General features: G+C 60.0%; 23 protein-coding genes. 7 read left to right on the top strand and 16 right to left on the bottom strand.

The window, feature by feature from the left end; all coding sequences use genetic code 11:
- Positions 1-8 precede the first annotated feature (8 nt).
- On the top strand, positions 9-1,007 hold the full coding sequence (locus FHX16_RS11735) for an ABC transporter permease (protein WP_114712870.1): 999 nt from the start codon (positions 9-11) through the stop codon (positions 1,005-1,007).
- An 11-nt stretch (positions 1,008-1,018) separates the two neighbouring features.
- Here FHX16_RS11735 and FHX16_RS11730 read toward each other — a convergent pair whose 3' ends face one another.
- The 3 genes from FHX16_RS11730 to FHX16_RS11720 are packed head-to-tail and all read right to left on the bottom strand — an operon-like array spanning position 1,019 to position 2,754.
- Positions 1,019-1,507 (bottom strand): Lrp/AsnC family transcriptional regulator, encoded by a 489-nt coding sequence (locus tag FHX16_RS11730; RefSeq protein ID WP_007533095.1) that lies wholly within the window; start codon positions 1,505-1,507, stop codon positions 1,019-1,021.
- 51 nt (positions 1,508-1,558) lie between these two features.
- Positions 1,559-2,224: a uracil-DNA glycosylase family protein gene (locus FHX16_RS11725; protein ID WP_183862746.1), complete on the bottom strand. Its 666-nt coding sequence runs from the start codon at positions 2,222-2,224 to the stop codon at positions 1,559-1,561.
- On the bottom strand, positions 2,218-2,754 hold the full coding sequence (locus tag FHX16_RS11720) for a thermonuclease family protein (protein ID WP_183862748.1): 537 nt from the start codon (positions 2,752-2,754) through the stop codon (positions 2,218-2,220). The genes FHX16_RS11725 and FHX16_RS11720 overlap by 7 nt, the downstream gene beginning before the upstream one ends.
- Positions 2,755-2,860: 106 nt before the next feature.
- Between FHX16_RS11720 and FHX16_RS11715 the strand changes: the two genes are divergently transcribed.
- Positions 2,861-4,396, top strand: coding sequence for a HAMP domain-containing sensor histidine kinase (locus tag FHX16_RS11715; protein ID WP_183862750.1), 1,536 nt, complete (start codon positions 2,861-2,863; stop codon positions 4,394-4,396).
- A gap of 6 nt (positions 4,397-4,402) precedes the next feature.
- Here FHX16_RS11715 and FHX16_RS11710 read toward each other — a convergent pair whose 3' ends face one another.
- The 3 genes from FHX16_RS11710 to cobT form a co-directional block, all read right to left on the bottom strand.
- Positions 4,403-5,509, bottom strand: coding sequence for a hypothetical protein (locus tag FHX16_RS11710; RefSeq protein ID WP_183862752.1), 1,107 nt, complete (start codon positions 5,507-5,509; stop codon positions 4,403-4,405).
- A 119-nt stretch (positions 5,510-5,628) separates the two neighbouring features.
- Positions 5,629-6,009 (bottom strand): diacylglycerol kinase, encoded by a 381-nt coding sequence (locus FHX16_RS11705; protein WP_183862754.1) that lies wholly within the window; start codon positions 6,007-6,009, stop codon positions 5,629-5,631.
- A gap of 119 nt (positions 6,010-6,128) precedes the next feature.
- Positions 6,129-7,145 (bottom strand): nicotinate-nucleotide--dimethylbenzimidazole phosphoribosyltransferase, encoded by a 1,017-nt coding sequence (cobT, locus tag FHX16_RS11700; protein WP_183862756.1) that lies wholly within the window; start codon positions 7,143-7,145, stop codon positions 6,129-6,131.
- Positions 7,146-7,283: 138 nt separating this feature from the next.
- On the opposite strand from cobT, the gene FHX16_RS11695 reads away from it, so the two are divergent.
- From FHX16_RS11695 to FHX16_RS11685, 3 genes are read left to right on the top strand one after another with little or no spacing between them, the layout of a single operon-like run.
- Positions 7,284-8,066 (top strand): adenosylcobinamide-GDP ribazoletransferase, encoded by a 783-nt coding sequence (locus FHX16_RS11695; protein WP_183862758.1) that lies wholly within the window; start codon positions 7,284-7,286, stop codon positions 8,064-8,066.
- A gap of 18 nt (positions 8,067-8,084) precedes the next feature.
- On the top strand, positions 8,085-8,294 hold the full coding sequence (locus tag FHX16_RS11690) for a DUF1289 domain-containing protein (protein ID WP_183862760.1): 210 nt from the start codon (positions 8,085-8,087) through the stop codon (positions 8,292-8,294).
- The gene (locus FHX16_RS11685) at positions 8,291-8,992 is read left to right on the top strand and encodes a TIGR02281 family clan AA aspartic protease (RefSeq protein ID WP_183862762.1); all 702 of its coding nucleotides are present in this window, start codon (positions 8,291-8,293) and stop codon (positions 8,990-8,992) included. Before FHX16_RS11690 ends, FHX16_RS11685 begins: the two co-directional genes overlap by 4 nt.
- Before the next feature lie 9 nt (positions 8,993-9,001).
- Here the strand turns inward: FHX16_RS11685 and FHX16_RS11680 are convergent, their stop codons facing one another.
- The 3 genes from FHX16_RS11680 to FHX16_RS11670 form a co-directional block, all read right to left on the bottom strand.
- The gene (locus FHX16_RS11680) at positions 9,002-9,763 is read right to left on the bottom strand and encodes an ABC transporter permease (protein WP_183862764.1); all 762 of its coding nucleotides are present in this window, start codon (positions 9,761-9,763) and stop codon (positions 9,002-9,004) included.
- A complete protein-coding gene (locus FHX16_RS11675) occupies positions 9,760-10,686 on the bottom strand; it encodes an ABC transporter ATP-binding protein (protein WP_183862766.1) in 927 nt (308 codons plus the stop codon). The genes FHX16_RS11680 and FHX16_RS11675 overlap by 4 nt, the downstream gene beginning before the upstream one ends.
- A gap of 390 nt (positions 10,687-11,076) precedes the next feature.
- Positions 11,077-12,405 (bottom strand): extensin family protein, encoded by a 1,329-nt coding sequence (locus FHX16_RS11670; protein ID WP_183862768.1) that lies wholly within the window; start codon positions 12,403-12,405, stop codon positions 11,077-11,079.
- A 228-nt stretch (positions 12,406-12,633) separates the two neighbouring features.
- Between FHX16_RS11670 and FHX16_RS11665 the strand changes: the two genes are divergently transcribed.
- Both FHX16_RS11665 and FHX16_RS11660 read left to right on the top strand, forming a co-directional pair.
- On the top strand, positions 12,634-13,680 hold the full coding sequence (locus tag FHX16_RS11665) for a sensor domain-containing diguanylate cyclase (protein ID WP_183862770.1): 1,047 nt from the start codon (positions 12,634-12,636) through the stop codon (positions 13,678-13,680).
- Positions 13,681-13,769: 89 nt separating this feature from the next.
- On the top strand, positions 13,770-14,189 hold the full coding sequence (locus FHX16_RS11660; protein WP_183862772.1) for a DoxX family protein: 420 nt from the start codon (positions 13,770-13,772) through the stop codon (positions 14,187-14,189).
- Positions 14,190-14,202: 13 nt separating this feature from the next.
- Here FHX16_RS11660 and FHX16_RS11655 read toward each other — a convergent pair whose 3' ends face one another.
- The 7 genes from FHX16_RS11655 to FHX16_RS11625 form a co-directional block, all read right to left on the bottom strand.
- The gene (locus FHX16_RS11655) at positions 14,203-15,624 is read right to left on the bottom strand and encodes an aspartate aminotransferase family protein (protein WP_183862774.1); all 1,422 of its coding nucleotides are present in this window, start codon (positions 15,622-15,624) and stop codon (positions 14,203-14,205) included.
- A 113-nt stretch (positions 15,625-15,737) separates the two neighbouring features.
- Positions 15,738-15,953 carry a hypothetical protein gene (locus FHX16_RS11650; RefSeq protein WP_183862776.1) on the bottom strand — a complete coding sequence of 72 codons (216 nt, stop codon included), beginning with the start codon at positions 15,951-15,953 and terminating at the stop codon, positions 15,738-15,740.
- A gap of 431 nt (positions 15,954-16,384) precedes the next feature.
- Positions 16,385-16,558, bottom strand: coding sequence for a hypothetical protein (locus FHX16_RS11645; protein ID WP_176705686.1), 174 nt, complete (start codon positions 16,556-16,558; stop codon positions 16,385-16,387).
- Positions 16,559-16,671: 113 nt separating this feature from the next.
- On the bottom strand, positions 16,672-18,333 hold the full coding sequence (locus FHX16_RS11640) for an alpha/beta-hydrolase family protein (protein WP_183862778.1): 1,662 nt from the start codon (positions 18,331-18,333) through the stop codon (positions 16,672-16,674).
- Between the two features lie 58 nt (positions 18,334-18,391).
- Positions 18,392-19,408 (bottom strand): linear amide C-N hydrolase, encoded by a 1,017-nt coding sequence (locus tag FHX16_RS11635; RefSeq protein WP_405049278.1) that lies wholly within the window; start codon positions 19,406-19,408, stop codon positions 18,392-18,394.
- An 86-nt stretch (positions 19,409-19,494) separates the two neighbouring features.
- Entirely contained in the window at positions 19,495-20,322 is an 828-nt protein-coding gene (locus FHX16_RS11630; RefSeq protein WP_259128346.1) for a hypothetical protein, read from the bottom strand.
- A gap of 140 nt (positions 20,323-20,462) precedes the next feature.
- Positions 20,463-22,283: a methyl-accepting chemotaxis protein gene (locus FHX16_RS11625; protein ID WP_183862782.1), complete on the bottom strand. Its 1,821-nt coding sequence runs from the start codon at positions 22,281-22,283 to the stop codon at positions 20,463-20,465.
- Positions 22,284-22,507 lie beyond the last annotated feature (224 nt).

The raw sequence follows: 22,507 nt of genomic DNA, 5'->3' as shown, positions 1-22,507 counted from the left end.
GGTCGACCATGGCAATAACCCTCGATCAAACGATAGCGCAGAAGCAGCGTAACTGGCTGTCGTCAGTCTTTGCGAGCCAGACGTTCTGGGTCCTCGTCGCCGTCGTTCTCGCCTGCATTTTCCTGTCCTTCGCCACGAGCTCCTTTGCTACCCCCACCAACCTCTACAACATCACCCGCAATGTCACCTTCGTCGCGATCATCGCGCTCGGGATGACGCTTGTGATTGTCACCGGTGGCATCGACCTCTCGGTCGGTTCGGTGCTGTGCCTCTGCAGCATGGTATTGGCAGTCACCATGCATGCCGGCTATGGCATCGGAACCGGCATTGCGGCTTCGATCGGCACGGCGCTCGTCGTGGGCGCCTTCAACGGCCTCCTGATCGCTTATCTTGGGTTCCCGCCTTTCGTCGTCACCCTTGGTATGCTGTCGATTGCCCGCAGCCTCGCGATGGTTGCCTCGAACAACACCGTTGTCTTCCAGTTTGGCCCGGACCACGACAAGCTGCTGGCGCTTGGCGGCGGCGCATGGTTCTTCGGCATAGCCAATCCGGTGCTCTATATGGCAGTGCTGGCCCTCCTCACCGGCTTCGTGCTGCGCTGGACCCGGTTTGGCCGCTATGTGTTCGCCATCGGTGGAAACGAGCACGCGGCAACGCTGACGGGCGTGCCCGTCAGGAAGATCAAGGTCGCCGTTTACATGATCTCGGCACTCTCGGCCGGGGTCGCCGGCATCATCCAGACGGGCTGGCTTGGCGCCGTGACCACGAACATCGGTGCGGGCATGGAGCTACAAGTTATCGCCGCGGCCGTCATCGGCGGCGCCAATCTAGCCGGTGGCGTCGGCACTGCGTTCGGCGCCATCGTTGGCGCGGCGCTGATCGAGGTGATCCGCAACAGCCTTGGACTATTGGGGATCAACGCCTTCTGGCAAGGTACCTTCATCGGTGGCGCGATCGTACTCGCGGTTCTGTTCGACCGGCTGAGAAATCTCCGCCAGAGCGAGTAGCTGAGGAGCCCTCAGTCCTCGTTCGACTTGGCGTTGTCGAGGATCATATAGTCGAGCGGCAACTGCGTCGAATACTTGATCTGTTCCATGGCAAAAGCAGACGAGACGTCACGAATCTCGATCTTTGCGATCATCCGCTTGTAGAATGCATCATAGGCCGCGATGTCAGGCACGACGACGCGCAGTAGATAGTCCACATCGCCGCTCATGCGATAGAACTCGACGACCTCGGGGAAGTCGGCGACGACTTCCGAAAAGCGTCGCAGCCACTCGATCGAGTGCGTTGCCGTCCGGATCGATACAAACACCGTGACCTTGGTGTTGACCTTCTCCGGATCGAGGATGGCCACACGGCGCTTGATGACGCCGTCTTCTTCCATCTTCTGGATGCGCCGCCAGCAAGGTGTTGTGGAGAGCCCGACCTTCTTGGCAAGATCGGCCACAGCCAAAGTCGAATCCTCCTGCAAGAGACGCAGGATCTTACGGTCAAGACGGTCCATACGGCAAAGCCCCTTCGAATTATTTTCTCTGTATAGCGCGATTCCGGGAGTTTAAAAGAATTTTGTTTCAGACAGCAATGCCGCAACCCGCTCGCGCAACGTCGGCAACAACTCTGTTGCGAACCAAGGATTGCGTTTGATCCAGCCGGTATTTCGCCAACTAGGATGCGGCAGCGGAAAAATGACCGGCGAGCCCGGACGCGAAAGGGCCGTCTGCCAGGCCCGCACCGTCTCGGTCATAGTCTCGCGGCGCTCCCGGCCCATGTGCCAAGCCTGCGCATATTGGCCGACCACGATCACCAGTTCGATCTGCGGCATTGCCGAAATCACCCTACTCCGCCAATGCGGCGCACATTCCCGCCGCGGCGGCAGGTCGCTTCCCTTGGCGTCGTAGCCAGGAAAGCAAAAACCCATCGGCACAATGGCGAAACGGTCGCGGTCGTAGAACGTCTCCCGATCGACATGCAGCCAATCGCGCAGGCGGTCGCCGGATGCGTCGTTGAACGGCAGACCTGTGTCGTGGACCTTGAGCCCCGGCGCCTGCCCCGCGATCAATATCCTCGCCTTGGAAGAGATGACCGCGACCGGCCGCGGCTCATGTGGCAATCGCGCACCAGGCCCGCCGAACGGTGCGTCACGACAGATCCGGCAGGCGGCAATCTCCTGCCGAAGGCGATCCAGCGCGCGCTCGTCCGGCGCGCCTTCGTCAGTCACCATCCGAGTAATCCCGCTATTCCCCGCACATTCGATCTTGGCGCATGCTCGCGCACACTGCGCGGCGTCTCAAACGTCCCAGCCCAGAGCCCGACCTTTTCCATTCTCGCTTGCCTCTCCTCGTCACCATAAGCGCCATAGGACACCGCCATGCCGCTCCGCACCATCACGGCGTTCAAATCGACGCCGCCAGCCCGGCAGATCACAAGCAGGCGATCAAAACGGTCCCGCTCCGTTCCAGCGCACTGTGTATCGACCGCCCCAACAAGACGTTGCAATGCCCGCTTCGCCTCCTGACCGCAGGTCCATACTCCACCTGCCCGCTCGCATGTCTGGCTCAACTCGGGTGCATCGATGCCGTAGAGCCGCATCCGCTCATTGCCGAGATTCAGACTGTCACCATCCGCGGCATGAAATTGTCCGGAATGGACCGTTTCTGTCTTGTCGTTCAACTTCGCCGCAATCAGCCACAGGAACGCCAGCAAAGCCAGCGCCGTCACGCCGTCGCGCATCACCCGCCAACCGCGCGTCACGCTTTCGCCTCCTTCAGAAACAAATCCTTGGCAAAGATGGCTAACATCATCTTAAGGATTGGGCTTTAGGGTGTAGAGACCCGCGGATCAAGTTTCAACGTGCACAATGAGTACTGGCGTTAGCACATCGACCGATAAGAACATCGTCGACAAGTCACGCAGTCACCGGAACAAGCCTGTATCGAAGGCTGTTCGGCTGACGCGGGAACGCCTGCAATCGAGCCACGCCGCGAGCGGCGGGTTCGATCGCGACGTACTGGTGATGTATGTCAATGCCGTCCTGCAGGGCGCTTCGATCGTCCCGCTCTTCGTCATCATCATTGCCGCATTCGGCGTTTACTTCACGGAAGACACGCAGATCTTTCTGTGGGCGCTGCTGACACTGACAGCCCATGCGGCAAACGTCTTCATCGCGCGCCGCGCCCGCAGCCAGGAAATCAACGCGACAACCGCGCGCAGCTGGCGCCGCATTCTCCTGCTCGGCCAACTCATGGTCGGCTGCTGCTGGGCAGTGTTCGCTCTGCAGGACTGCGCCGTATGCGAGCCGTCGAGCTTCCTGCTTTACAAGGGCGCTACGCTACTGATCGCACTTTCCGTGACGGCCATGTCGAATTTCATGCTGACACCGTCGGTGCTGATAACCTTCGCCCCTGTCGTCCTCGGCCTGGTCGCCAAGGCCGGTCTGTCCCGAGAAATCCTCGAGATCAGCCTGACCGCCATCTTCACAACCACCGTCATTTTCTTCAACTACATCGCCGACCGGCTCTTCCAATCCAACCTCAAGATTCTCGCCTATCAGGCAGAAAAGGACGACCTGATCGCCGAACTCGAAGTCGCAAAATCGATGTCGGATGAGGCCCGCCGCCGGGCCGAGGAAGCAAACCTTGCAAAGTCCCGTTTCCTCGCCTCAATGTCGCATGAGCTGAGAACGCCACTCAATGCCATCCTGGGCTTCTCCGAGGTCATGTCAGCTGAGGTCATGGGGCCGCTCAACAACCCGACCTACAAGGAATACACCAGCGACATCCACCGCTCGGGCGAGCATCTGCTGAATCTCATCAACGAGATCCTCGACCTCTCGCGCATCGAGGCTGGCAAATACGAACTCAGCGAGGAAGCGATTTCGCTTTTGAACATTTCCGAAGATTGCATCGGCATGGTGCAACTGAGGGCTCGGGGCAAGAACATCACCATCTCGCAGCAGTTCGAGCCCGAATTGCCCGCCGTCTGGGCAGATGAGAAATCGCTTCGCCAGGTCGTCCTCAACCTGCTTTCGAACGCCGTGAAGTTCACGCCGCAATCGGGCGAAATCCACGTCAAGGTCGGCTGGACCGCCGGTGGCGGCCAATACATCTCCATCAAGGACAACGGCCCCGGTATTCCGGAAGATGAAATTCCGGTGGTCCTGTCCGCTTTTGGCCAGGGCTCGATCGCGATCAAGAGCGCGGAACAAGGCACCGGCCTCGGCCTGCCGATCGTTCAGGCGATCCTCGCCAAGCACGACGGCCAGTTCATCCTCAAATCGAAGCTGCGCGAAGGCACCGAAGTTATCGCCATCCTGCCCGCCAAGCGCGTGCTTCAGACCGTTCCGGCTGTCGAGGATACCCAAGCGGTTTCCCGCAAGCGCCGCAGTTTTGCGTGATGTCGACTATTTGACGATCCGCCAAAAATCATCACTCGTCGCAAAATCCTGCAGATCGTTGTCGAACGCGCCTGCGTCAGTCAAGGCAATCAACCTCGCTCTATAGCTAGGATTGAGCTGGACGGTCTTTTGCACCGCGTCAAGCACAGCACGCCTTGCAGAAAGACGCTCTGCTTCGGGTGCGTCGGCGTCCAATAGTGCGTGATGCTTTTGGCCATAGGCTGCCGACATGAGAAACCAGTACCGTGCAAGCTTGACTGCTGGCGTGGTCACGAGTTTGTTGCTGAGCTCGAGTGCTCGCGCGTATCCATCGGTTTTATAAAGGAGGTTTTGGATGACATCGAGACTGTCTGCTATAGAAATCTCCGAAGCCTTCGAAGTGTACGCCATCGATAGGTTATCAGTGCCCTCGGCAAGGCTCGCCGCCGCATTTCGGAACTCGGGGATCGCGGTTAGCAGTGGTTCCGTGCTTAGCTCGTCTCCCAGAATTTCTTCAACGCGCTGAAAGAGTGGCGACAAATAGATCCGGGTATACAGATAGAAGAAGATGAATCCGCTTACCAATCCGCAAACTAGCAGGAGAGGACCGATTGCGGGGAGAACGCCGGCATTTGGCTGTCCATCGACGAGGAAAACCCGGGCCTTCGCGTCGAGAAAGCCGCTAAGGCCCATTATTGCCCGATCGAGCGAGCCGATCTGTGTGAGCCCCACGCCAACGAGCATTGTCGTAAGCCACTCAGAGATGCGCTCGAGGTTCGTGTTCGAACTGAGCAGACGCTCGCGCTTAATCGCCGCCACAGCCGCCGGCGGGGCAGATGGACCCGTCCCATTTGCTGCCGCGCCAACAATGGCGCTGAGCGGTGCTGTGCTGTCCTTCGCCAGAATTCGCGGTACCGAGAACAAAAAGCCAAGGAAACCACCAATGGACATTCCAAGGAAGGTAATCAAACCGCCGACGCCTGTAGCAGCGATCCAACCGTCAAACTGCGAGAGAAGCATAAAGAGCAGGGTTACAACCGTTGCAACTCCGCCCACGATGCAGAGAAGAAGCGCATGTCGGCCGCGCTCGCGTTCCTCGGAAGTTGAGTTTGATCTCCCTGCCATCGCCGACATCGCCACCCCTCCAGTTGGTGCGCACCTGACAGCCAGCCTAGCGTAGGTTGAAATACACCCACAAGATGCACTTGTGTAGTAACAACAACCGATTACATCAAGAAGTGGAGGCGCGCCGTTTACCCGAACAGCAGATGCTTGCCGATCGTAAACAGGAGGAACACCCCGCACGCGGCAATCGTGCAGAGCACGGCGAAAGAGCCGAGATCCTTGGCGTGCTTTCCAACCATCGAGATCTCAGGCGAAATCCTGTCGATGACTTCCTCGATCGCGGTGTTGAGCGCCTCTACGGCAAAGAGCACGAGAAACAGGACGACAGCGATCATCAACTCCGCCAGCGTCGCGCCGACGGAGACCAGCAGGATCAGTGAAACCACGAAGAACAACAGTTCCTGCCGGAACGCCGCCTCCTTGATCAGCCGGCGAAAGCCGCCAAGCGAATAGCTGGCGGCTGCAAAGAAGTGGCTGATGCCGGTGAGTTTTGTCACGGCAGGTTTCATCAAGTGCCCTCGTCGTCCGTCAATGGCAGCCATTGCCGCCATCAGTCAGAAATTGCGATACCGGTTCACGGTCCCCGCGGCAAGAACTCTGTCATCAACCTGTCATAAACCTGAAGGTTTCAGTGCTTGTTGCTGACACCTGCCTGCGAGAACGTTGCCATGCCGGAATGGCAGGCCGCCGCTGCCTTGACGATACCGGCCGCGAGCGCCGCGCCAGTCCCCTCGCCAAGCCGCATCCCGAGCGCGAGAAGCGGCGTTTTGCCAAGCATTTCAATCGCTCGCAAATGTCCGGGTTCGCCGGAGACGTGGCCGATCAAGCAGTGATCGAGCGCCGAAGGATTGGCGGCCTTCAGGATGGCGGCGGCCGCTGTCGCGACATAGCCGTCGATCAGCACCGGGATCCTCTCGACACGCGCGGCCAGGATTGCCCCAGCCATCGCCGCGATTTCGCGTCCGCCGAGGCGGCGCATGATCTCCAGCGGATCGTCAAGATGGTCACTGTGCAGCGCCACAGCCTTTTCGACCGCAGCTATCTTGCGTTCCAGCATTTCGCCTTCGGAACCGGTGCCCGGGCCAACCCAGTCACGCGCGTTCCCGCCGTAAAGGGCATAGTTGATCGCTGCTGCGATCGTGGTGTTACCGATCCCCATCTCGCCGATGCAAAGAAGATCGGTGCCGCCTGCGATCGCCTCCATGCCGAAGGCCATGGTTGCCGCACAATCGCGCTCGGACAATGCGGGCTCTTCGGTGATGTCACCGGTCGGGTAGTCGAGCGCGAGATCGAAGACCTTCAGCCCAAGATCATAGGCCACGCAGATCTGATTGATCGCAGCGCCGCCGGCCGCAAAATTCTCCACCATCTGCTGCGTCACGGCCGGCGGAAACGGCGTGATGCCCTGCTTGGTGACGCCGTGGTTGCCGGCGAAGATCGCCACCAGCGGCCGGTTCACTGCAGGCGCCCTGCCCGTCCAGGCGGCAAGCCAGAACGCAATTTCCTCAAGCCGTCCGAGGGCGCCGGGCGGCTTCGTCAATTGAGCATCGCGTTCGCGCGCGGCTGCAAGTGCCCTGGCATCCGGTCCCGGGAGATCGCGCAGAAGTGCCCGAAAATCGTCGAATGGCAGGCCTGAAACGCTCATGAATGCGATTTCCTTGTCTTGGTCGGTAACTTGTCTTTTCGCTGCAAATCAGCTTCTTTCGTCGCCACTCTCTTAAAGGTAGGCGCCGGGGCGAACAACTCCTAAAGCGCTGCATATGGTCGCGGAGTCGGGGTGAGAATGAACATCGGAAACTATGCGGCCGACCTCGCTCGCGCCGTCGCCTTCCTCAGCCGCATTCCGATGCCGTCTTTCGCCTTCGCCGGCTTCGACGGCAAGCTTGACCGCGCCTCCCGCGCCTTTCCCATGGCAGGCATTGTCATTGCGCTCGTGCCCGCGCTTGTCTTCCTGGTCATGCTCGGCCTGCGCGCCGACAGTCTGATGTCGGCGTTTGCAGCCCTGGCCGTTCAAGCAGTATTGACCGGCGCGCTGCACGAGGATGGCCTTGCCGACTGCGCCGATGGCCTCGGCGGCGGGCGCGACCGCGACCACGCGCTCTCCATCATGAAGGACAGCCGCATCGGCACCTATGGTGCGCTCTCGCTGATCCTGTCGTTCGCGCTTCGGGCGGCTGCACTCGCTGCGATCGCACGCACAGCGCAGCCACTTGCCGCGGCGCTCACGATTCCCGCAATCGCCTGCATCAGCCGCGGCGCGCTCGTCTGGCACTGGCACCGGCTGCCATCGGCAAGACCCGTGGGCGTAGCAGCCGCCGCCGGCCAACCCGGCGAAGGCTCGATGCACATGGCGCTCGTGTCCGGCTGTGTTGTGTCCGCTCTGCTTCTCTGGCCGAGCCTTGGTCTCCTTCCTCTCGTTTGCGCTCTCCTTGGCTGCGGCTTGTCGGTCATGGCCTTCACCCGGTTCGTGCGCCACAAGCTTGAAGGCCATACGGGTGACACGCTCGGCGCGGCGCAACAGATTTCGGAAATCGCCGCCGTCTGCGCCCTTGCCATGGCCCTGTGAAATCTCGATATAGATTGCATGCAAACACCCTGCATCGATGTCTGCTGTATCGACCCAAAGACCGGCCTTTGTACGGGCTGCGGTCGTACGCTTGCCGAGATTGGCGGTTGGATGTCATTTTCCGACGACGAGCGCGAACGGCTCATGGCCGTACTGCCCGCACGGCTTTTCGCAAAGGGACAGGATATCTCGCAGGCTACGCAGATTAGGCCGGAGCGGCGTGCATGAACCGTCTGACGATCGTCCTTGCGGTCCTTGGCCTGGGTCTCGCCGTCCTCCTGTTCAGCGACGACACAAGCCGGATCTTCGGTATGCGGACCGACGATTTCGGCCGCTTCATCTATCTGCTTCCGATCGCGTTGATGCTGGCTGCCGGCATCTGGGCGCGCCGCGCCAGCGCCAGCGAGACCCTTCGCAACCTGATGATCTGGCTTGTCCTGATCCTCGGCCTTGCGACCCTTTATCTCTATCGGCAGGAAGCACTCGGGGTCGGCAATCGTCTGCTCGCAGGTCTTGTCCCGGGCCGCGCCGTGGTCGTGACCACCAGCGAGGGTGATCAGGAGGTCATCTTGCACAAGCTTTTGAACGGCCATTACGAGGCCTATGTCACGATCAACGGCCAGAGTATTTCGATGCTGGTCGATACTGGCGCCAGCATGATCGCGCTGTCCCGCGAAGACGCCGAGCGAGTAGGCATTATCCCTGACAACCTCGAATATTCGATGAGCGTGATGACTGCAAACGGCCGCGCCCGCGCCGCCCGTGTCATGCTTTCCGAGGTCGCCATCGGCCCAATCATCCGTCATAACGTTCCCGCCAGCGTCGCGCAGGACGGCAAGCTCGATCAGAGCCTTCTCGGGATGAGCTTCCTCTCGACCCTCGGATCCTTGCAGATCCAGACTGACGAGCTTCGGATGCGGGACTAGAGGCAGTGTTCAGCTCCGCAGCCGGTAGCCCGTCCTGAAAATCCAGCCCAGCGTCCCTAGACAGATCGCCAGGAAGATCGCGATCATCCCGAGGCTCACTAGCGGGTTGACGTCCGCGATGCCAAAGAAGCTCCAACGGAAGCCGCTGACGAGATAGAGTACGGGGTTGAAGTGGCTCACTGCCTGCCAGAAGGGCGGCAGCATGTTGATCGAATAGAAGCTGCCACCGAGGAAGGTCAAGGGCGGCACGACGAGCATGGGAATGAGGTTCAACTGTTCGAAATTCGTGGCCCATATGCCGATCATGAAGCCGAACAGGCTGAACGTGATCGCTGTCAGCAGAAAGAACAGAACCATCATCACTGGATGCTCGATCCGGATGTCCACGAAGACATTCGCAGTGAGCAGGATAATCACCCCGATCATCAACCCTTTTGTCGCCGCGGCACCGACATAGCCAAGCAGAATTTCGGTCATTGCCACCGGCGCCGACAATACCTCGTAAATCGTGCCGGTGAACTTCGGAAAGTAGATTCCGAACGACCCGTTGCTGATGCATTGCCCGAGCAGCGTCAGCATGATCAGGCCGGGCGTGATGAACGCGCCGTAGGACACGCCTTCAACCTGCTGGATGCGCGAACCGATCGCCGCGCCGAAAACGATGAAATAGAGCGATGTCGAGATCACAGGCGAAACGACACTTTGCAGAAGCGTCCGGCGGGTGCGGGCCATTTCGAAGAAATAGATGGATCTGATGGCTTCGAAGTTCATTTTGCCCCTCCCACGAGCGCCACGAAGATGTCTTCCAGCGAGCTCTGTTGCGTGGAAAGATCCTTGAAGTGAATGTTGTGCTCGCCGAGCCGCTTCAGCAGCGTGGCGATGCTTTCCTGCTCCTTCTGAGTATCGAAGTCGTAGATCAGGCGGCTGCCGTCTGCCACAAGCGAAAGACCATTGCCCGCAAACCGATCCGGCAGCGCTTGCAGCGGTTCGTTCAGTTCGAGAATAAGCTGCTTGCGGCCGAGCTTCGCCATCAGCGCCGTCTTGTCTTCGACCAACAACAGCTCGCCGCCGTTGATGACGCCGACACGGTCGGCGATCTCTTCCGCCTCTTCGATATAGTGCGTGGTCAGGATAATCGTGACGCCGGAGCGGCGCAGCTTTTCGACGACGTGCCACATGTCCTTGCGCAGCGTCACGTCGACACCTGCGGTGGGCTCGTCGAGGAAGAGAATTTCCGGCTCATGCGATAGCGCCTTGGCAATCAGCACCCTTCGCTTCATGCCGCCGGACAATTGCCGCAGCGTGTTGTCCTTCTTGTCCCAGAGCGAAAGATCGCGAAGCACCTTCTCTATATGCGCGGGGTTGGATCGCTTGCCGTGCAGACCGCGCGAGAAGCTGACCGTATTCCACACAGTCTCGAACTGATCGGTGGTTAGCTCCTGTGGAACGAGACCGATCATAGAACGCGTCGCCCGGAAATCCTTCACCACGTCATGACCGCCGACGGAAACAGCGCCCCCGCTCGGATTGGTAATGCCGCAGACAATCGAGATCATCGTCGTCTTGCCCGCCCCGTTCGGCCCGAGCAAGGCAAGGATTTCGCCCTTCTCGACATCGAGGTCGATGCCTTTGAGGGCCTGAAATCCGTTGGCGTAGGTCTTGGTGAGATTTCGAATGGAAATGATCGGGGCCATGAAGGGCTCTTATGGAGGCTGCGGCGAAAAGTTGCTCGCCGCTATATATGCGTTTCCGGTGGTTTTGACATCCCGGCGCTGCTGAACAGAGTATTCACTTCCGTGAAAACGCTTCCAAGCGAAAAAAATGTCCAAGCCTGTGGAAAACTCCGGCGTGGCAGCATGTCATCAACCGGTGATCTTTCTGCGGCATAAAGGCGGCGAGGCAGCAAGCGCTCTCCGTCCCGCCGCACCCCTTGCGGAGCAGCCGCCTGAGCGATCTCGTTACGCTCCCGTGTTTCCTCGACATGCGTGAAGTGCATTACCAGTCATTACATGATCTGACTCGGCCGGGCGGTGCCGCCCGCGCCGTGTTCGCCTTGGGCCGGCCTTCGGGCCGGCCTTTCCTTTTCAGTGGCAGTAGACCCTGCCGCTCTGGCGTTCGCGCAGATCGAAATGGAAATGGTTCCAGTGCTCCGGGTTGCTCCCGGGCCCTAACACTGTATTGAAATATTTGCAGCTGTCGGTGCGCACGGCCTGCAACAGCCTGCCCTCCCGGAACGAGAACAGCCCCTTCTTGCGCACGTCGATCGCGTGGCCGCTCTTCAGAACGAACTTGCCGACATCGATCGCGTTGCCGCGGGCATGCTCGGACATCGGATTGTAGCGCTGCCGGCTGTTGTTCATGCGGCGGCAGCTGTATCCGCCAAGCGGCTGAATGGTCTTGATGCCCGACCAGTAGCGGAAGCGCGCGGACGGGGCGAGCTCGTTCTTGACCCATTTGGCAAAAGCGAGCGTCACCTGGCAATTCAGTGTCACCGCTGGCCTGACACCGATATTGCCGGAAAGCCCCTGCAACGAGATCGGATACGGCACCTGGCAAGCGGGCCCGTTCGAGATTGGTGGCTTCTCGGTATAGACAACGCCCATTCGCTTCAGCTCGCGGCGGCAGGCAAGCTCCGAGGCCGGCATGACGCTCGGATCAGCAGGAGCCGCGGGCGCACTCATCATCGGCGCGGTCGGGTTGTTCGGCCGCAGCATGGCGACCTCCTGCTCGTCGTTCTCCTCGGGCACCCGCGCGGGCGCCACGACCGCCCTGCCATCGTTCCAAACAGGCGCGCTGCTCATCTGTGCCTGCGCCGCCGGCGCCGGGATCCGTGCAGGATTGAGCTGGGTAGGATTGTCGGTCCCGATGCCATCGACGACCGGCTGATCGGAGTGCCCCTCCGCGATCTGTTGCTGCTGTTCCTCGGCGAGGCCGACAACCGGTTCGGCACCAAGTTCGGCATCCATGTTGACGCCGCCCTCGGGCACCGAGAGCTGCTGAGTCCCTCCCCAGGTCGAAGGCTGACTGCGAAGCGATCCGGCCGCACCCTGCGCCCCTGCCATTGCCTCATCGCTGTCGATCATAGGCAAGCGCCCAGGTTGCTGCGGTGCCTGTAGCGTCCGTGACCGAGTGCCCGCGCCACTGTGTCCCGTTCCGGCAAGATTGGGCGTATCGAGGTAATCGACCGAACCTGCTGCATCAGCGACCGGTGCACCTGCGACCGGATAGGGTTGCTCGTTCGGCGGCATCTGCATCTGCGCCGCCGGCGCGCGGCGCTGCGGCGAAATCGATCCGACCCGAGTTCCGTTGTCGACGTCACCGGGCGGAATAAGGCCATCGGTCGAACATGTTACCAGCGCCGTCGAGAGCAGCGTTGGCAGCACGTATCGCCGAAGAATGGAAACAAACGCCATGCTCTCATCGCTTCCGAGGAACGGCAGGGATCTAAAACTTCAACCGAAATTTAGTGAAGAACGGTGAACGAAAGCTTACCCGGACCGGCGACGGCGGGCCTTGAGCCCAAAACAGTACCGGACTAGCACAAGCGCGCGCGACAAGACCGTTGGCGCCGCCGCGTACAAAACGAAATCTTAAGTCATTCCAACGATTGTAGGATTGGGCCATCCAACGTTGGGTCGAGCATGAAATTCTTCGCTGCCTTCGCCAAAATCGCAGACTGCGTGGCGCCCTCCCGGCGCGGCCGCCAGGCTGCCATGGAGGCTCTCCAAAACGCGCTCGCGGAAACGGAAAAGCAGCTCGAACAACAGGCAGTTGCGCTTGCCCACAGCCGCAAGATCTTCGATCGCTCGTCTGAGGCCGCCAGGATTGGCGTATGGGAATGCAGCCTTCCGGACAATCGCCTGGTCTGGACCAAGATGGTCTATGATCTCTTCGATATGCCAGACGACGCCGAACTCGATCGCGCCGAAATCCTGAAGTGCTACTCGAAGGAGTCGCTCGCCGAGCTTGCTCGCCTCCGCACGCGTGCAATCGAGGAACGCACAGGCTTTACACTCGACGCCGAGATCGTCACGCCCAAGGGCAATACGCGATGGATCCGCATTACCGCGACCGTTGAGTGTGAAGGCGGTGTACCTGTCCGTATTTTCGGCATGAAACTCGACATCACGGCCGAGAAGACGATGTTCGACCAGATTCGCTATCTCGCAGAATTCGACATCCTGACTGGCCTCCCGAACCGCGCGCAATTTCAGACTGCGCTGCAACGCCTGCCCCTCCGCTGTATCAACGGCACCGCCACAGCCCTGCTTCTCATCGACCTTGATGGCTTTAAGGGGATCAACGACACGTTCGGTCACCAGGCCGGCGATGAATGCCTCAAGGAAACAGCAGAGCGCCTGCTGGCGGCATGCCAGGGGGCAGATCTGGTCGCACGCATCGGCGGCGACGAGTTCGCGGTCCTTGTCAGCGGTTACGACAGCGCCGGCAGCGTCGCTAGGCTCGCTGAGACGGTCGTCGACTGCCTCAGCCGCTCCGTCGAACGGGATGGCTCCCGGATGCATGTCGGTGCCTCTGTTGGCGTCGCCTTCTTCGACCCAACCATGCGCTCCGACATCTTCGTTTGCGCCGACGCCGCGCTCTACGAGGCGAAGTCTCAGGGCAAGAACCGGTTCCGAATCTGCCAGGCTTTGGTCAGCGACGACAACCGAAAGATGGATGCAGCCTAGCCACCCGGTAAAGCCTGACGAATCTGCTGCTTTCAGGTAAGATGCCGGAACGCTATCCCGGGTTCGTTGGCAGCGTGCTGGAGGTCCATATGGCAGGCGGAAAATCCACAGTCGTCACAAGTGCACGCGAGACTACGCTGTTGATCGGCCGGCTGCTTCTTGCCTGGATCTTTCTGCATGAGGGCGTATCGCTGGCGCTGAATTTTTCCGGCGCCATCGAGATGGCCGCGCAATTCGGCTTGAGCGTCCCCTTGCTTGTGGCAACGATCGCTCTGCAGATCGTTGCTGGTCTCTCCATCGCGGCCGGTTTTTTGACCCGCATCGGCGCGACCGCCTTGGGCCTGTTTTGCGTTGCGACGGCGACGCTCTATCACACCAACTTCAGCGACCAGAACGAGCTCTTTCATTTCGAGAAGGATCTCGCGATTGCAGGCGGCATGTTCGTGCTCGCGGCCGTCGGTGCAGGCGCTCTCTCGATTGATACCTGGCTGAAGGGTCGCGGGTTCTAGCGCGAACGACAGGTCACCGCTCGGTCACACTGGCGTCGCGGCGCTCTCGTCGATAGGCTCGCAAGATTGCGTCAATCGCCCTCTCCGCCTCGTCGGCACCCGTCTGATAGTTGGAAACCGAAAGCCGCATGACGTGCCTGCCGCGCCATGCCGCTCCGCTGGCAAACAGGACGCCTTCGCGCTGCAAGGCCCCGATCGTTCGTTTCGTCAGCTCATCACCCTGCTCGGGCGGCAGGTCCGCTCCGAAGCGCACGATAACCTGGTTGAGAACGACATCATTGCCGATAGCAATGCCCGGTTCCGCGCCAAGAGCGAAAGCGATGGCCTTTGCAGCGTCACACGCTTGATCGACCAGAGCGCCGACACCACTGCTCCCCAGGTGTTTGATCATCGCCCATGTGGCAAAGCCGCGTGCGCGTCGCGACAGTTCCGGGACATAGTCCGAGGAATTGCGCTCGCCTTCGCTCGCAAGCGGCAGATAACTCGCCGCGATGGTCATCGCGCGCCGATGCGCCAGTTCGTCGCGCACGATCGCATAGCCGCAATCATACGGCGTCTGCAGCCACTTGTGCCCGTCGGTGGCCCAACTGTCCGCCTGCTCTACGCCAGCGGTCAAATCGCATCGCAGGGCGGAAGCCTGCGCCCACAGGCCAAATGCACCGTCGACATGCACCCATGCGCCTTTCGATTTGGCGAGCGGGACCAAGCTACGGAAATCGTCGCAGCCGCCGGTATTGATCTGGCCAGCCTGGAGGACCGCTATACACGGTCCGGAAACATCCGCTACCGCCCGCTCGAACGCTGCAGGCTTGATGCGCCCTTGATCATCCGTCGCGATGCGCACCACACGATCGTGTCCAAGTCCGAGAAACTGCAAAGCCGAAAACACGGTCGTATGCGCGTCATCGCCGATCAGTACGGTGATTGGCGGCGCTCCGAACAATCCATTGGCATCTGCATCCCAACCGGCCCTTAGCAGCACCTCGCCCCGAGCAGATGCAAGACAGGTGAAATTTGCGAGGGTCGCGCCGGTGACAAAGCCGACAGAGCTGCCTGTCGGGAGCCCGAGCAGTTGAAGCAACCAGGCCGCAGCCACTGTTTCTACCGCCGCAGCCGAAGGCGACACCATATGGTTGCCGGCATTCTGTCCCCATGCGCTCGTCAGGAAATCGGCAGCAACCCCCATCGGATGAGAGCCGCCGATGACCCAGCCAAAGAAGCGCCCCCCGGTCGTTAGATGCAAGCCGGGCTCCGCTGCCGTCACCAATTGCTCGAGCACGTCGACCATGGGTGATGGTTGTTCGGGCAGCGGACCGGCAAAGGCATCCACCGAGGCGAAATAGTCATGAAATGGGTGATGGGGACGGCCGTCGTTCTTCTCTCGAAAGCGGGCCGCATGACCGGCAGCGATTGAGAACAATTCCTTCGTGCCCATGATATCCGCCCTCCACGCCGCGCCGTCAAAGCCCGCGATGGCGGAGAGTAGCCTGAACTCTATGACGGGGCCAGCCCACCGGCTAAGCGCACCTGTCGACAGCCTTCAGGGCTTCAAGCGCCGAGGCTGCGAAACGCCATCGGCACATCGCGTTTCTCGCTGCCGTAGAGCTCGTTCATGATCTTAGCGACTTCGATGGCATGGCCTTCGGTCAAGCCGTGCAATATCTGCCCGCCGAAAGAAGCAGGCTCTTCAGTCTCGTTGTCCCACACGATCCATGAATCGAGCGGGTCGCAAATGACATCGTAACGTTGATCGGAACTACACATGGGTAAATTGCCTTAAAGAACCCTACCCGCTTAAGCCCTCGACTCTTAACGTGCTCTTGCTTCGGACTACCAATTTAACGCGAGCGATTTCTTGTCCTGATGATCGGGAAGCCCAGAAAATACCAGGACAAGGCCGTTCCCAAGCCCACCGGCGCGATCGGACCGATGCTGCCACCACGTAGCAGGCAGGCCAGAAGTCCCGCGACCAGTCCGACGATCACCAGATCGATCAGGCATGGCCGCGACTCGGATGATGATTTCTCTCCCATGATGTCGACTTAGGTCATCCGCCTGCCCTGACAAAGGCATTGCCCCCGGGATGCCTAACAAAGCCTGAACGTCAGGCAAGGCGTCTCCCTAAGAGATGCCGGAGGTTCCGATTTGGTGCAGCTGGCGTCGCTTGCGCCGGGCAAATCCGACGCACCCCTCGTCTATCGAGCTGGAACGCTGCCCGTGACGATCCGGTCTGTCTTCATCACCTGCATCTGGGGCCAGTTGGACGCGGCTTCGCTGGCCGGACGGCTACCGACGGCCAGAATTGTTATCAGACCCGCCACGATGGCAGTAAAAAGCAAGCCGCTGTAGGTCATTGTTTCGAGCCTCAATGCTGTGGTTTCCCAGCCACTGCGGCGCAAACTGATACGAGACGCTGAATGAAAGCCTAATGAACATGGTTAACGCTCAGCGTTTCCCGATTTGAGGCGCGACCTGTGGATAACTAGTCGCCCTCGCCGGTCTGCGCTGGCCGCTGCTGGAACAACCGCTTCAAGGCGTCGACCTGCTCCGCGTCGATCTTCGCGTCCGTCACGGTGATCCAACCATCAATGTAGTGTTGCGGAGCATAGACATGGCCGTACCCCATCGGGGACGTCGTAGCGGTTGCCATGTCGACGAGCAATTGCAGCATCGTCAGCGCGGGAAACCAACGCAGGCTCGGCGAAACATCGGGTCCTCGCGGCTGCCGCATCCAGGCCGGCTCCCGGTAGAAGGAATGAGGATCGAAAAACGTCACGGCATCGCTGGCATATTGCAGATAGACAAGGCGAATTGGTCCCCAATGTGCACCGGGAATATCCAACTGGTTCGTCTGGTTGGTGAACCGAATGAGAGATCCATCCCGGAACTGCGGCAACCAAGCGGGCGATTTGGGATTGCGCGCAGCCGTCACGTCGCGCCACATTCTGCTTTCGAACGGCGGGCCACTCCACAACGCGCCATGGAAGGGATCCGACACGATATCGAATATGTCGGCGGAGATCTGGGAATTCAGCGCTCCAAGGCTGAGGCCGTGCAGGTAGAGCTTGGGTCTCTTGTCTCGCGGCAGCGTCGTCCAGTAGCCATAGACTTCACGAAAGAGCGCCCTGGCGGAAGCCGATCCGTATTCCGGCTCGACGAGCAGCGAAAGCCAGCTGGTCAGATAGGAATACTGGAGACCCACGCTCGCCACGTCCCCGTGCTGCAGATATTCGAGCGTATCCATTGCCTCGGGGTCGATCCAGCCGGTGCCGGTTGGGACGATGATGACGAGCAGCGAGCGTTCGAACGCGCCTTGGCGCTTCATTTCGTCCAGCGCAAGCCTTGCGCGTTGCTCGATGGTCTCTGCGTTGTTGAGGCCGACGTAAGTTCGTATCGGCTCCTGCGCCACAGTCTTCCAGAAATCGCCGATATCAACGGCTGTCGGCCCCGATGAGATGAAATGACGGCCCTGGCGACCAAGTCCCTCCCAGGTGACAAGCGAGGCGGTGCTTCCGGTCTTCGCGGGGTCGGCTGGTACGGGGATGTTGTCTTCCACCAGTGCATCCAATTTCCGGAAGGATGTGTCTGCCATATGGAGAGCCGAGCGCAGCAGCACGCCGTTCACGACGGACCAGAAAAGCACGATGGCCAGTGCCCCGCCAACCACCTGCGAGACCCGACGCGGGACGAAGCGTGATAGCCATCCCGAAAAGGACAGACAGGTAAGGCGGAACAGCCGCCCAATCAGAAAGGCCGCGAAAAAGACGAGGATGGCGATGGTCGCAACCTTGAAGGGGTCGGCCGTATCGACACGCTCGATATGCCATAAGTCGCGGATCGAATTCTGCCAGTCGGCAGCCCGCCAAAGGAAAGCCACGGCCAGCAAGAGGCCAAGTCCGCAAACGATCAGGTTGCCGGGCAGCCTGCGGCCGTCGAAAACGGGCAGTTCCAAGTACTTCCACAGCCAAGTGAAACTTACCGCGATGAGATACCCGACCGCGGCGGCAATGCCGGACAGAGCGCCTTGAATGAAATAGGAGCGCGGCATGAGGCTCGGCGTCAGCGACGCAGCGAAGAAAATGAAGGCTAGGGCCAGCCCCGGCGTCGAAAACGACGCGAACAGGCGCAGCAGCAAACGGTTCATGCGTTCCCTCTCATGCTTCTGACGCCGATAACGACCGGCGTGCCCAGTCTTGCCACATCTAAAGTCCGAGGAACTTGAACGGCGCGGACTCCTTGAAGTCCTTCGTCGCGTCTCCGGCGTAGGTGTGATCCTGGTTCTCGCCCAGATCGAGCTTCATCACCTTACCGCTGTCCTTGGAGAAGTCGATTGCCTTGAGATCGACCCAAAACGTATTGGGCGTCAGCGCTGACTCGAAGAAGTAGAGCATACGCTTGTGATCTACGACCGTCCGCCAGCGTGTCGAGGAGATGTTCGGCTCTTCCGGCGTGTTCAAGCCGTAAGGCACGGAAGCGTTTCGAATGACGCTGAAGACGCTCGCCAAGGCCCTGTTCGGATCTTCGTCCTTAGGAATGGCATTCACGTAGAAGGACGCACGCGCGAACCGGTCGGAGGCGCGGTTTGTGCCCGGCAGCATGACCGTCCCGCCGATCTGCTTCCAATAGGAATTCAGGGCGAGTTGCTCGTCGAAGATCGGCGAGTTCGTCATCACCTGATATTTTCGGTCATGGTGGATGACCTGCCTACCGTTGATGTACTCCACGATCGCACTGTCGCCAGTCTTGTCGGACATCGAAAGGTGAAGCGTCGTCAGGCGGTTCTCGCCCGGGACGTTGTCGGTGACAACGGTGAAGGGCTCCTTTTCAAGCGCTGCCACCGCCTCGTCCACGGACGCAAAGTTGTCGAGCACATATTGCCCCCACGCCGCGATCGTCAGGCCCGGTTTGCTGTCCTTGTCGAACTTCGGATACTCGGACTCCACGAGCCACAGCAGATTGACATTGAGGCCCGCCTCGTTGACCCCATCGGTCGTGGAAACGTCGTATCCGGTGGCAACCACGCTGCCATATTTCGCTGTCCACTTGATGGAGTTCGGACCAGCCTCGCCGTTGCGCTCGATGCCACGCGGCAGCACCCAAAGGTTCGTGGCGACATCGCTCTTCCAGTCCATCGACCGGGCAGTGATGATGTTTCCATCCGGGCCGAGATAGACCAGGCGCGTGCATGCCTCAGCCGCTGTCTGCCCAAGGACCAACATCGATCCGACGGCGAGCGCAACAAGTGAACGAGCCAGAGGGTTACTGCCGAAGATCATCCGCTACTCCATCCTTTGTTTGAACTGAACTAGAAGCGCATCGAGAAGCCGACGACAGGACCGTGTTGGCTGACATCCCAGCGAAACTTGTTTGCGCCGGTGAAATCGTCGTTTTCATAGTCCTGATACAGCAAACGATAGCCAGCCCTCAGGATCGTCGGCTTGCCGAACATCTCCATCCGGTAGCCGAGATAGGCCTGCGCATTGACGCTGACCTTCGATCCGACATCGAAACCGCCGATGTCAGCCTCGGCAAACAGATTCCAGCGCTCGGTGAGATCCGCATTCATCCGAAGGCCGATAAATGGATCGGTCCAGTCGGCGCTCTTCGTGGTACTGGTGCCGAAAGCGGAAACATCTGCCTTCAGCTCAGTCCAACGAACCCCGGCGGTTGGCTCGAAGGCGATCGTTCGAGGTTTTCCAAAGACTGTCTGCCCACCCAGATCAATCTCGTAGGCCTTGAAGAATGCGCCTGCCGAGAGTGTCGTGGTCTTGATATCAAGCCCGATCTCGTGCGCGAAAGCCTCTTCATCCTGACTTGTCTGAACGTGCTGCCCATCGAAATAGACGCCCCATTTTCCGTTCGTAACCTCGACATTTCCCATCAGGACGAAATCGAGGTGATCGAAAATCTCGGAGAACGGCACGTCCACATCCGTGTCGAAGCCGGCGAGCGATCCACTGCCATTCAGCGAGGCGGCCCAGGCATATGGGCTGACGATGACTGCCCATTCCCTCTCCGGCTCCATGCGCTCAGCATCGAAGTCAGCAGCCCTGCTCGGTGAAAACGCTATCGACGACATGCAAAACACGAGGCCGAACAAACTCATCGGCACGCAAGGCGAGAATCGAAGCATTCCTAGCCTCCGCTACGGGACGCCTCGCACCTTACTATCTGAAAGCGCAAATTCAAGGGACGCACGAACAGGTAGCCGGCACGAAAAAAGTCCCCCGCAACATTGCGCGGGAGACTTTCGATGCGTCGTTAGCCGAGTAGTCAGGCGGCGTGGGACATCCGGCCCGCGGCACCGCCAGTGGCAGCGCGCAGTCTGAAGTTGGCGAGCAATGTGCTCAGCTGCCGGCTTTCCTCGGCCAGCGTCTGGCTTGCAGCCGTAGTCTCTTCCACCATCGCGGCATTCTGCTGCGTCATCTGGTCCATGTGATTGACCGAGGTGTTGATCTCGTTGAGCCCCGTCGCCTGCTCGCGCGCCGCTGTGGCGATCGACGCGACATGGTTGTTGACGCGATTGACCAGTTCCTCGATTTCGAGCAGGGCGTCGCCGGTGGAGCGCACCAGCATGACGCCGTTGCCGACCTCGCTTGCCGAGGTGCTGATCAGCACCTTGATCTCCTTTGCGGCATTGGCCGAGCGTTGCGCCAACTCACGCACTTCCTGTGCGACCACGGCGAAGCCGCGTCCCGCCTCGCCTGCACGCGCCGCCTCGACACCGGCATTGAGTGCGAGCAGGTTCGTCTGGAAGGCAATCTCGTCGATGACGCCGATGATCTGACCGATACGGTTGGACGAATCCTCGATCCGGTTCATCGCAGTTACCGCATTGCGGACAATCTCACCCGACTTGCCGGCGCTGGTCTTGGTTTCCGCTACCATCTCGCGAGCCTCCGCCGCGCGTTCCGACGCCGTCCGCACCGTCGCAGTAATTTCGTCAAGAGCCGCCGCTGTCTCTTCAAGGGCGGCCGCCTGCTGTTCGGTGCGCTTCGACAGATTGTTTGTTGCTCCGCTGATATTGCCGGCGCTGTCGTTGACGACACGCGTCGATTCCGCGATCGCCTGGATAACCCCATTCAGCGCGCCAACCGCGGAGTTGAAGTCGGATCGCAGCTTGGCATAGTCGTCGCCGAGATCGTCGATCGACACGGTCAGGTCGCCGACCGCCAGTTTCTCGAGGCCGGCACCGAGCGACTGGATGGCAAGGCTCTGACGATCCGCCGCCGAGCGCAAATTGGCCTCGTTGCCCCGACGCTCCTCCTCGATCTGCGACTGATGCCGGCCCTCGCGATCCCGCATGACCGCGCGCTCACGGACGGAATCCCGCAACACAAGCAGGGATTTCGCCATCGCGCCGATCTCGTCACGTCTGTCGTGATCGACGATGTCGACCGCATCATGCTCATCGGCAATGGCGTTCATCGCGCCCTTGAGCCGAGCGATCGGCGACGTCACGCTGCGCACAATGCCAAAGGCAACCGCGATGATGACAATCGCGCCGACAAGGCAGGCGCCGCCCGCCCAGATCGCATTCTGACGATAAAGGGCCGCAAGATCGTCGGCATAGACGCCTGTGCCGACGACCCAGCCCCAAGGTTCGAAGCCGACCACATGCGAGTATTTCAGCACCGGCTCTGCCGCACCCGGCTTCGGCCAGTAGTAGTCGACAAAGCCTTCGCCGCTCTTCTTCACGGTGTTGGCGAACTCAACGAAGATGAATTTCCCGGTCGGATCCTTGTTCTGGGACAGATCCGTTCCGTTCAGCTCCGGCTTGATCGGATGCATGATCATCGTCGGATGCATGTCATTGATCCAGAAGTAGCCATTGCCGCCGTAGCGCATGGCCGAGATCACGTCTTTCGCCGCAGTTTGCGCCTGCTCTCGCGTCATCGCGCCGGACTGTTCCAGCTTGTAGTATTTCTCGAAGATGGCGATCGCCGTCGCGTCCATCTGCGCAAGACCATGCTTGCGCTCGCTCTCCAGCTTGGCATGCGAATAGTTCAGGAAGAAGGTGATGGCGAGCACCAGAATAGTCAGCGCCAGCCCCACAAGAGAATAGAGGCGGGTGGAAATCTTGACGTTACGCATTGAGCCCCAGCAGTTCAGAATTTGATCATAGTCAAATACTGCTATGCGGGCCTTACTGGATGGTGAATTTTAATTAGATCTCACTGAATTGCCGCAAGGTGATGATTTTCTCAAATGTCTCGCATATTCGCGCAAGTCATTGATTTATATTGACCGCCCAACATTGCACCAAAGCACGCTAGGTAATATCTCATAGAACTATAGTCTGAGTTTGGGAGAGGGAC

Origin of the sequence: Rhizobium sp. BK661 (assembly GCF_024808825.1) — a bacterium.
Lineage (GTDB): Bacteria > Pseudomonadota > Alphaproteobacteria > Rhizobiales > Rhizobiaceae > Rhizobium.
Note: the sequence above shows the minus strand (reverse complement) of the source record. Positions and strands in the feature narration are given on the sequence as shown.

Coding starts and splice junctions, on each gene's coding strand:
- FHX16_RS11670 (WP_183862768.1), bottom strand. CDS start 12,405: ATGGCGTTTGTTTCCATTCTTCGGCGATACGTGCTGCCAACGCTGCTC.
- FHX16_RS11675 (WP_183862766.1), bottom strand. CDS start 10,686: ATGGCCCCGATCATTTCCATTCGAAATCTCACCAAGACCTACGCCAAC.
- FHX16_RS11715 (WP_183862750.1), top strand. CDS start 2,861: ATGAGTACTGGCGTTAGCACATCGACCGATAAGAACATCGTCGACAAG.
- FHX16_RS11705 (WP_183862754.1), bottom strand. CDS start 6,009: ATGAAACCTGCCGTGACAAAACTCACCGGCATCAGCCACTTCTTTGCA.
- FHX16_RS11630 (WP_259128346.1), bottom strand. CDS start 20,322: ATGCTTCGATTCTCGCCTTGCGTGCCGATGAGTTTGTTCGGCCTCGTG.
- FHX16_RS11690 (WP_183862760.1), top strand. CDS start 8,085: ATGCAAACACCCTGCATCGATGTCTGCTGTATCGACCCAAAGACCGGC.
- cobT (WP_183862756.1), bottom strand. CDS start 7,145: ATGAGCGTTTCAGGCCTGCCATTCGACGATTTTCGGGCACTTCTGCGC.
- FHX16_RS11635 (WP_405049278.1), bottom strand. CDS start 19,408: ATGTTGGTCCTTGGGCAGACAGCGGCTGAGGCATGCACGCGCCTGGTC.
- FHX16_RS11685 (WP_183862762.1), top strand. CDS start 8,291: ATGAACCGTCTGACGATCGTCCTTGCGGTCCTTGGCCTGGGTCTCGCC.
- FHX16_RS11710 (WP_183862752.1), bottom strand. CDS start 5,509: ATGTCGGCGATGGCAGGGAGATCAAACTCAACTTCCGAGGAACGCGAG.
- FHX16_RS11660 (WP_183862772.1), top strand. CDS start 13,770: ATGGCAGGCGGAAAATCCACAGTCGTCACAAGTGCACGCGAGACTACG.
- FHX16_RS11655 (WP_183862774.1), bottom strand. CDS start 15,624: ATGGGCACGAAGGAATTGTTCTCAATCGCTGCCGGTCATGCGGCCCGC.
- FHX16_RS11735 (WP_114712870.1), top strand. CDS start 9: ATGGCAATAACCCTCGATCAAACGATAGCGCAGAAGCAGCGTAACTGG.
- FHX16_RS11730 (WP_007533095.1), bottom strand. CDS start 1,507: ATGGACCGTCTTGACCGTAAGATCCTGCGTCTCTTGCAGGAGGATTCG.
- FHX16_RS11680 (WP_183862764.1), bottom strand. CDS start 9,763: ATGAACTTCGAAGCCATCAGATCCATCTATTTCTTCGAAATGGCCCGC.
- FHX16_RS11725 (WP_183862746.1), bottom strand. CDS start 2,224: ATGGTGACTGACGAAGGCGCGCCGGACGAGCGCGCGCTGGATCGCCTT.
- FHX16_RS11665 (WP_183862770.1), top strand. CDS start 12,634: ATGAAATTCTTCGCTGCCTTCGCCAAAATCGCAGACTGCGTGGCGCCC.
- FHX16_RS11640 (WP_183862778.1), bottom strand. CDS start 18,333: ATGAACCGTTTGCTGCTGCGCCTGTTCGCGTCGTTTTCGACGCCGGGG.
- FHX16_RS11625 (WP_183862782.1), bottom strand. CDS start 22,283: ATGCGTAACGTCAAGATTTCCACCCGCCTCTATTCTCTTGTGGGGCTG.
- FHX16_RS11650 (WP_183862776.1), bottom strand. CDS start 15,953: ATGTGTAGTTCCGATCAACGTTACGATGTCATTTGCGACCCGCTCGAT.
- FHX16_RS11695 (WP_183862758.1), top strand. CDS start 7,284: ATGAACATCGGAAACTATGCGGCCGACCTCGCTCGCGCCGTCGCCTTC.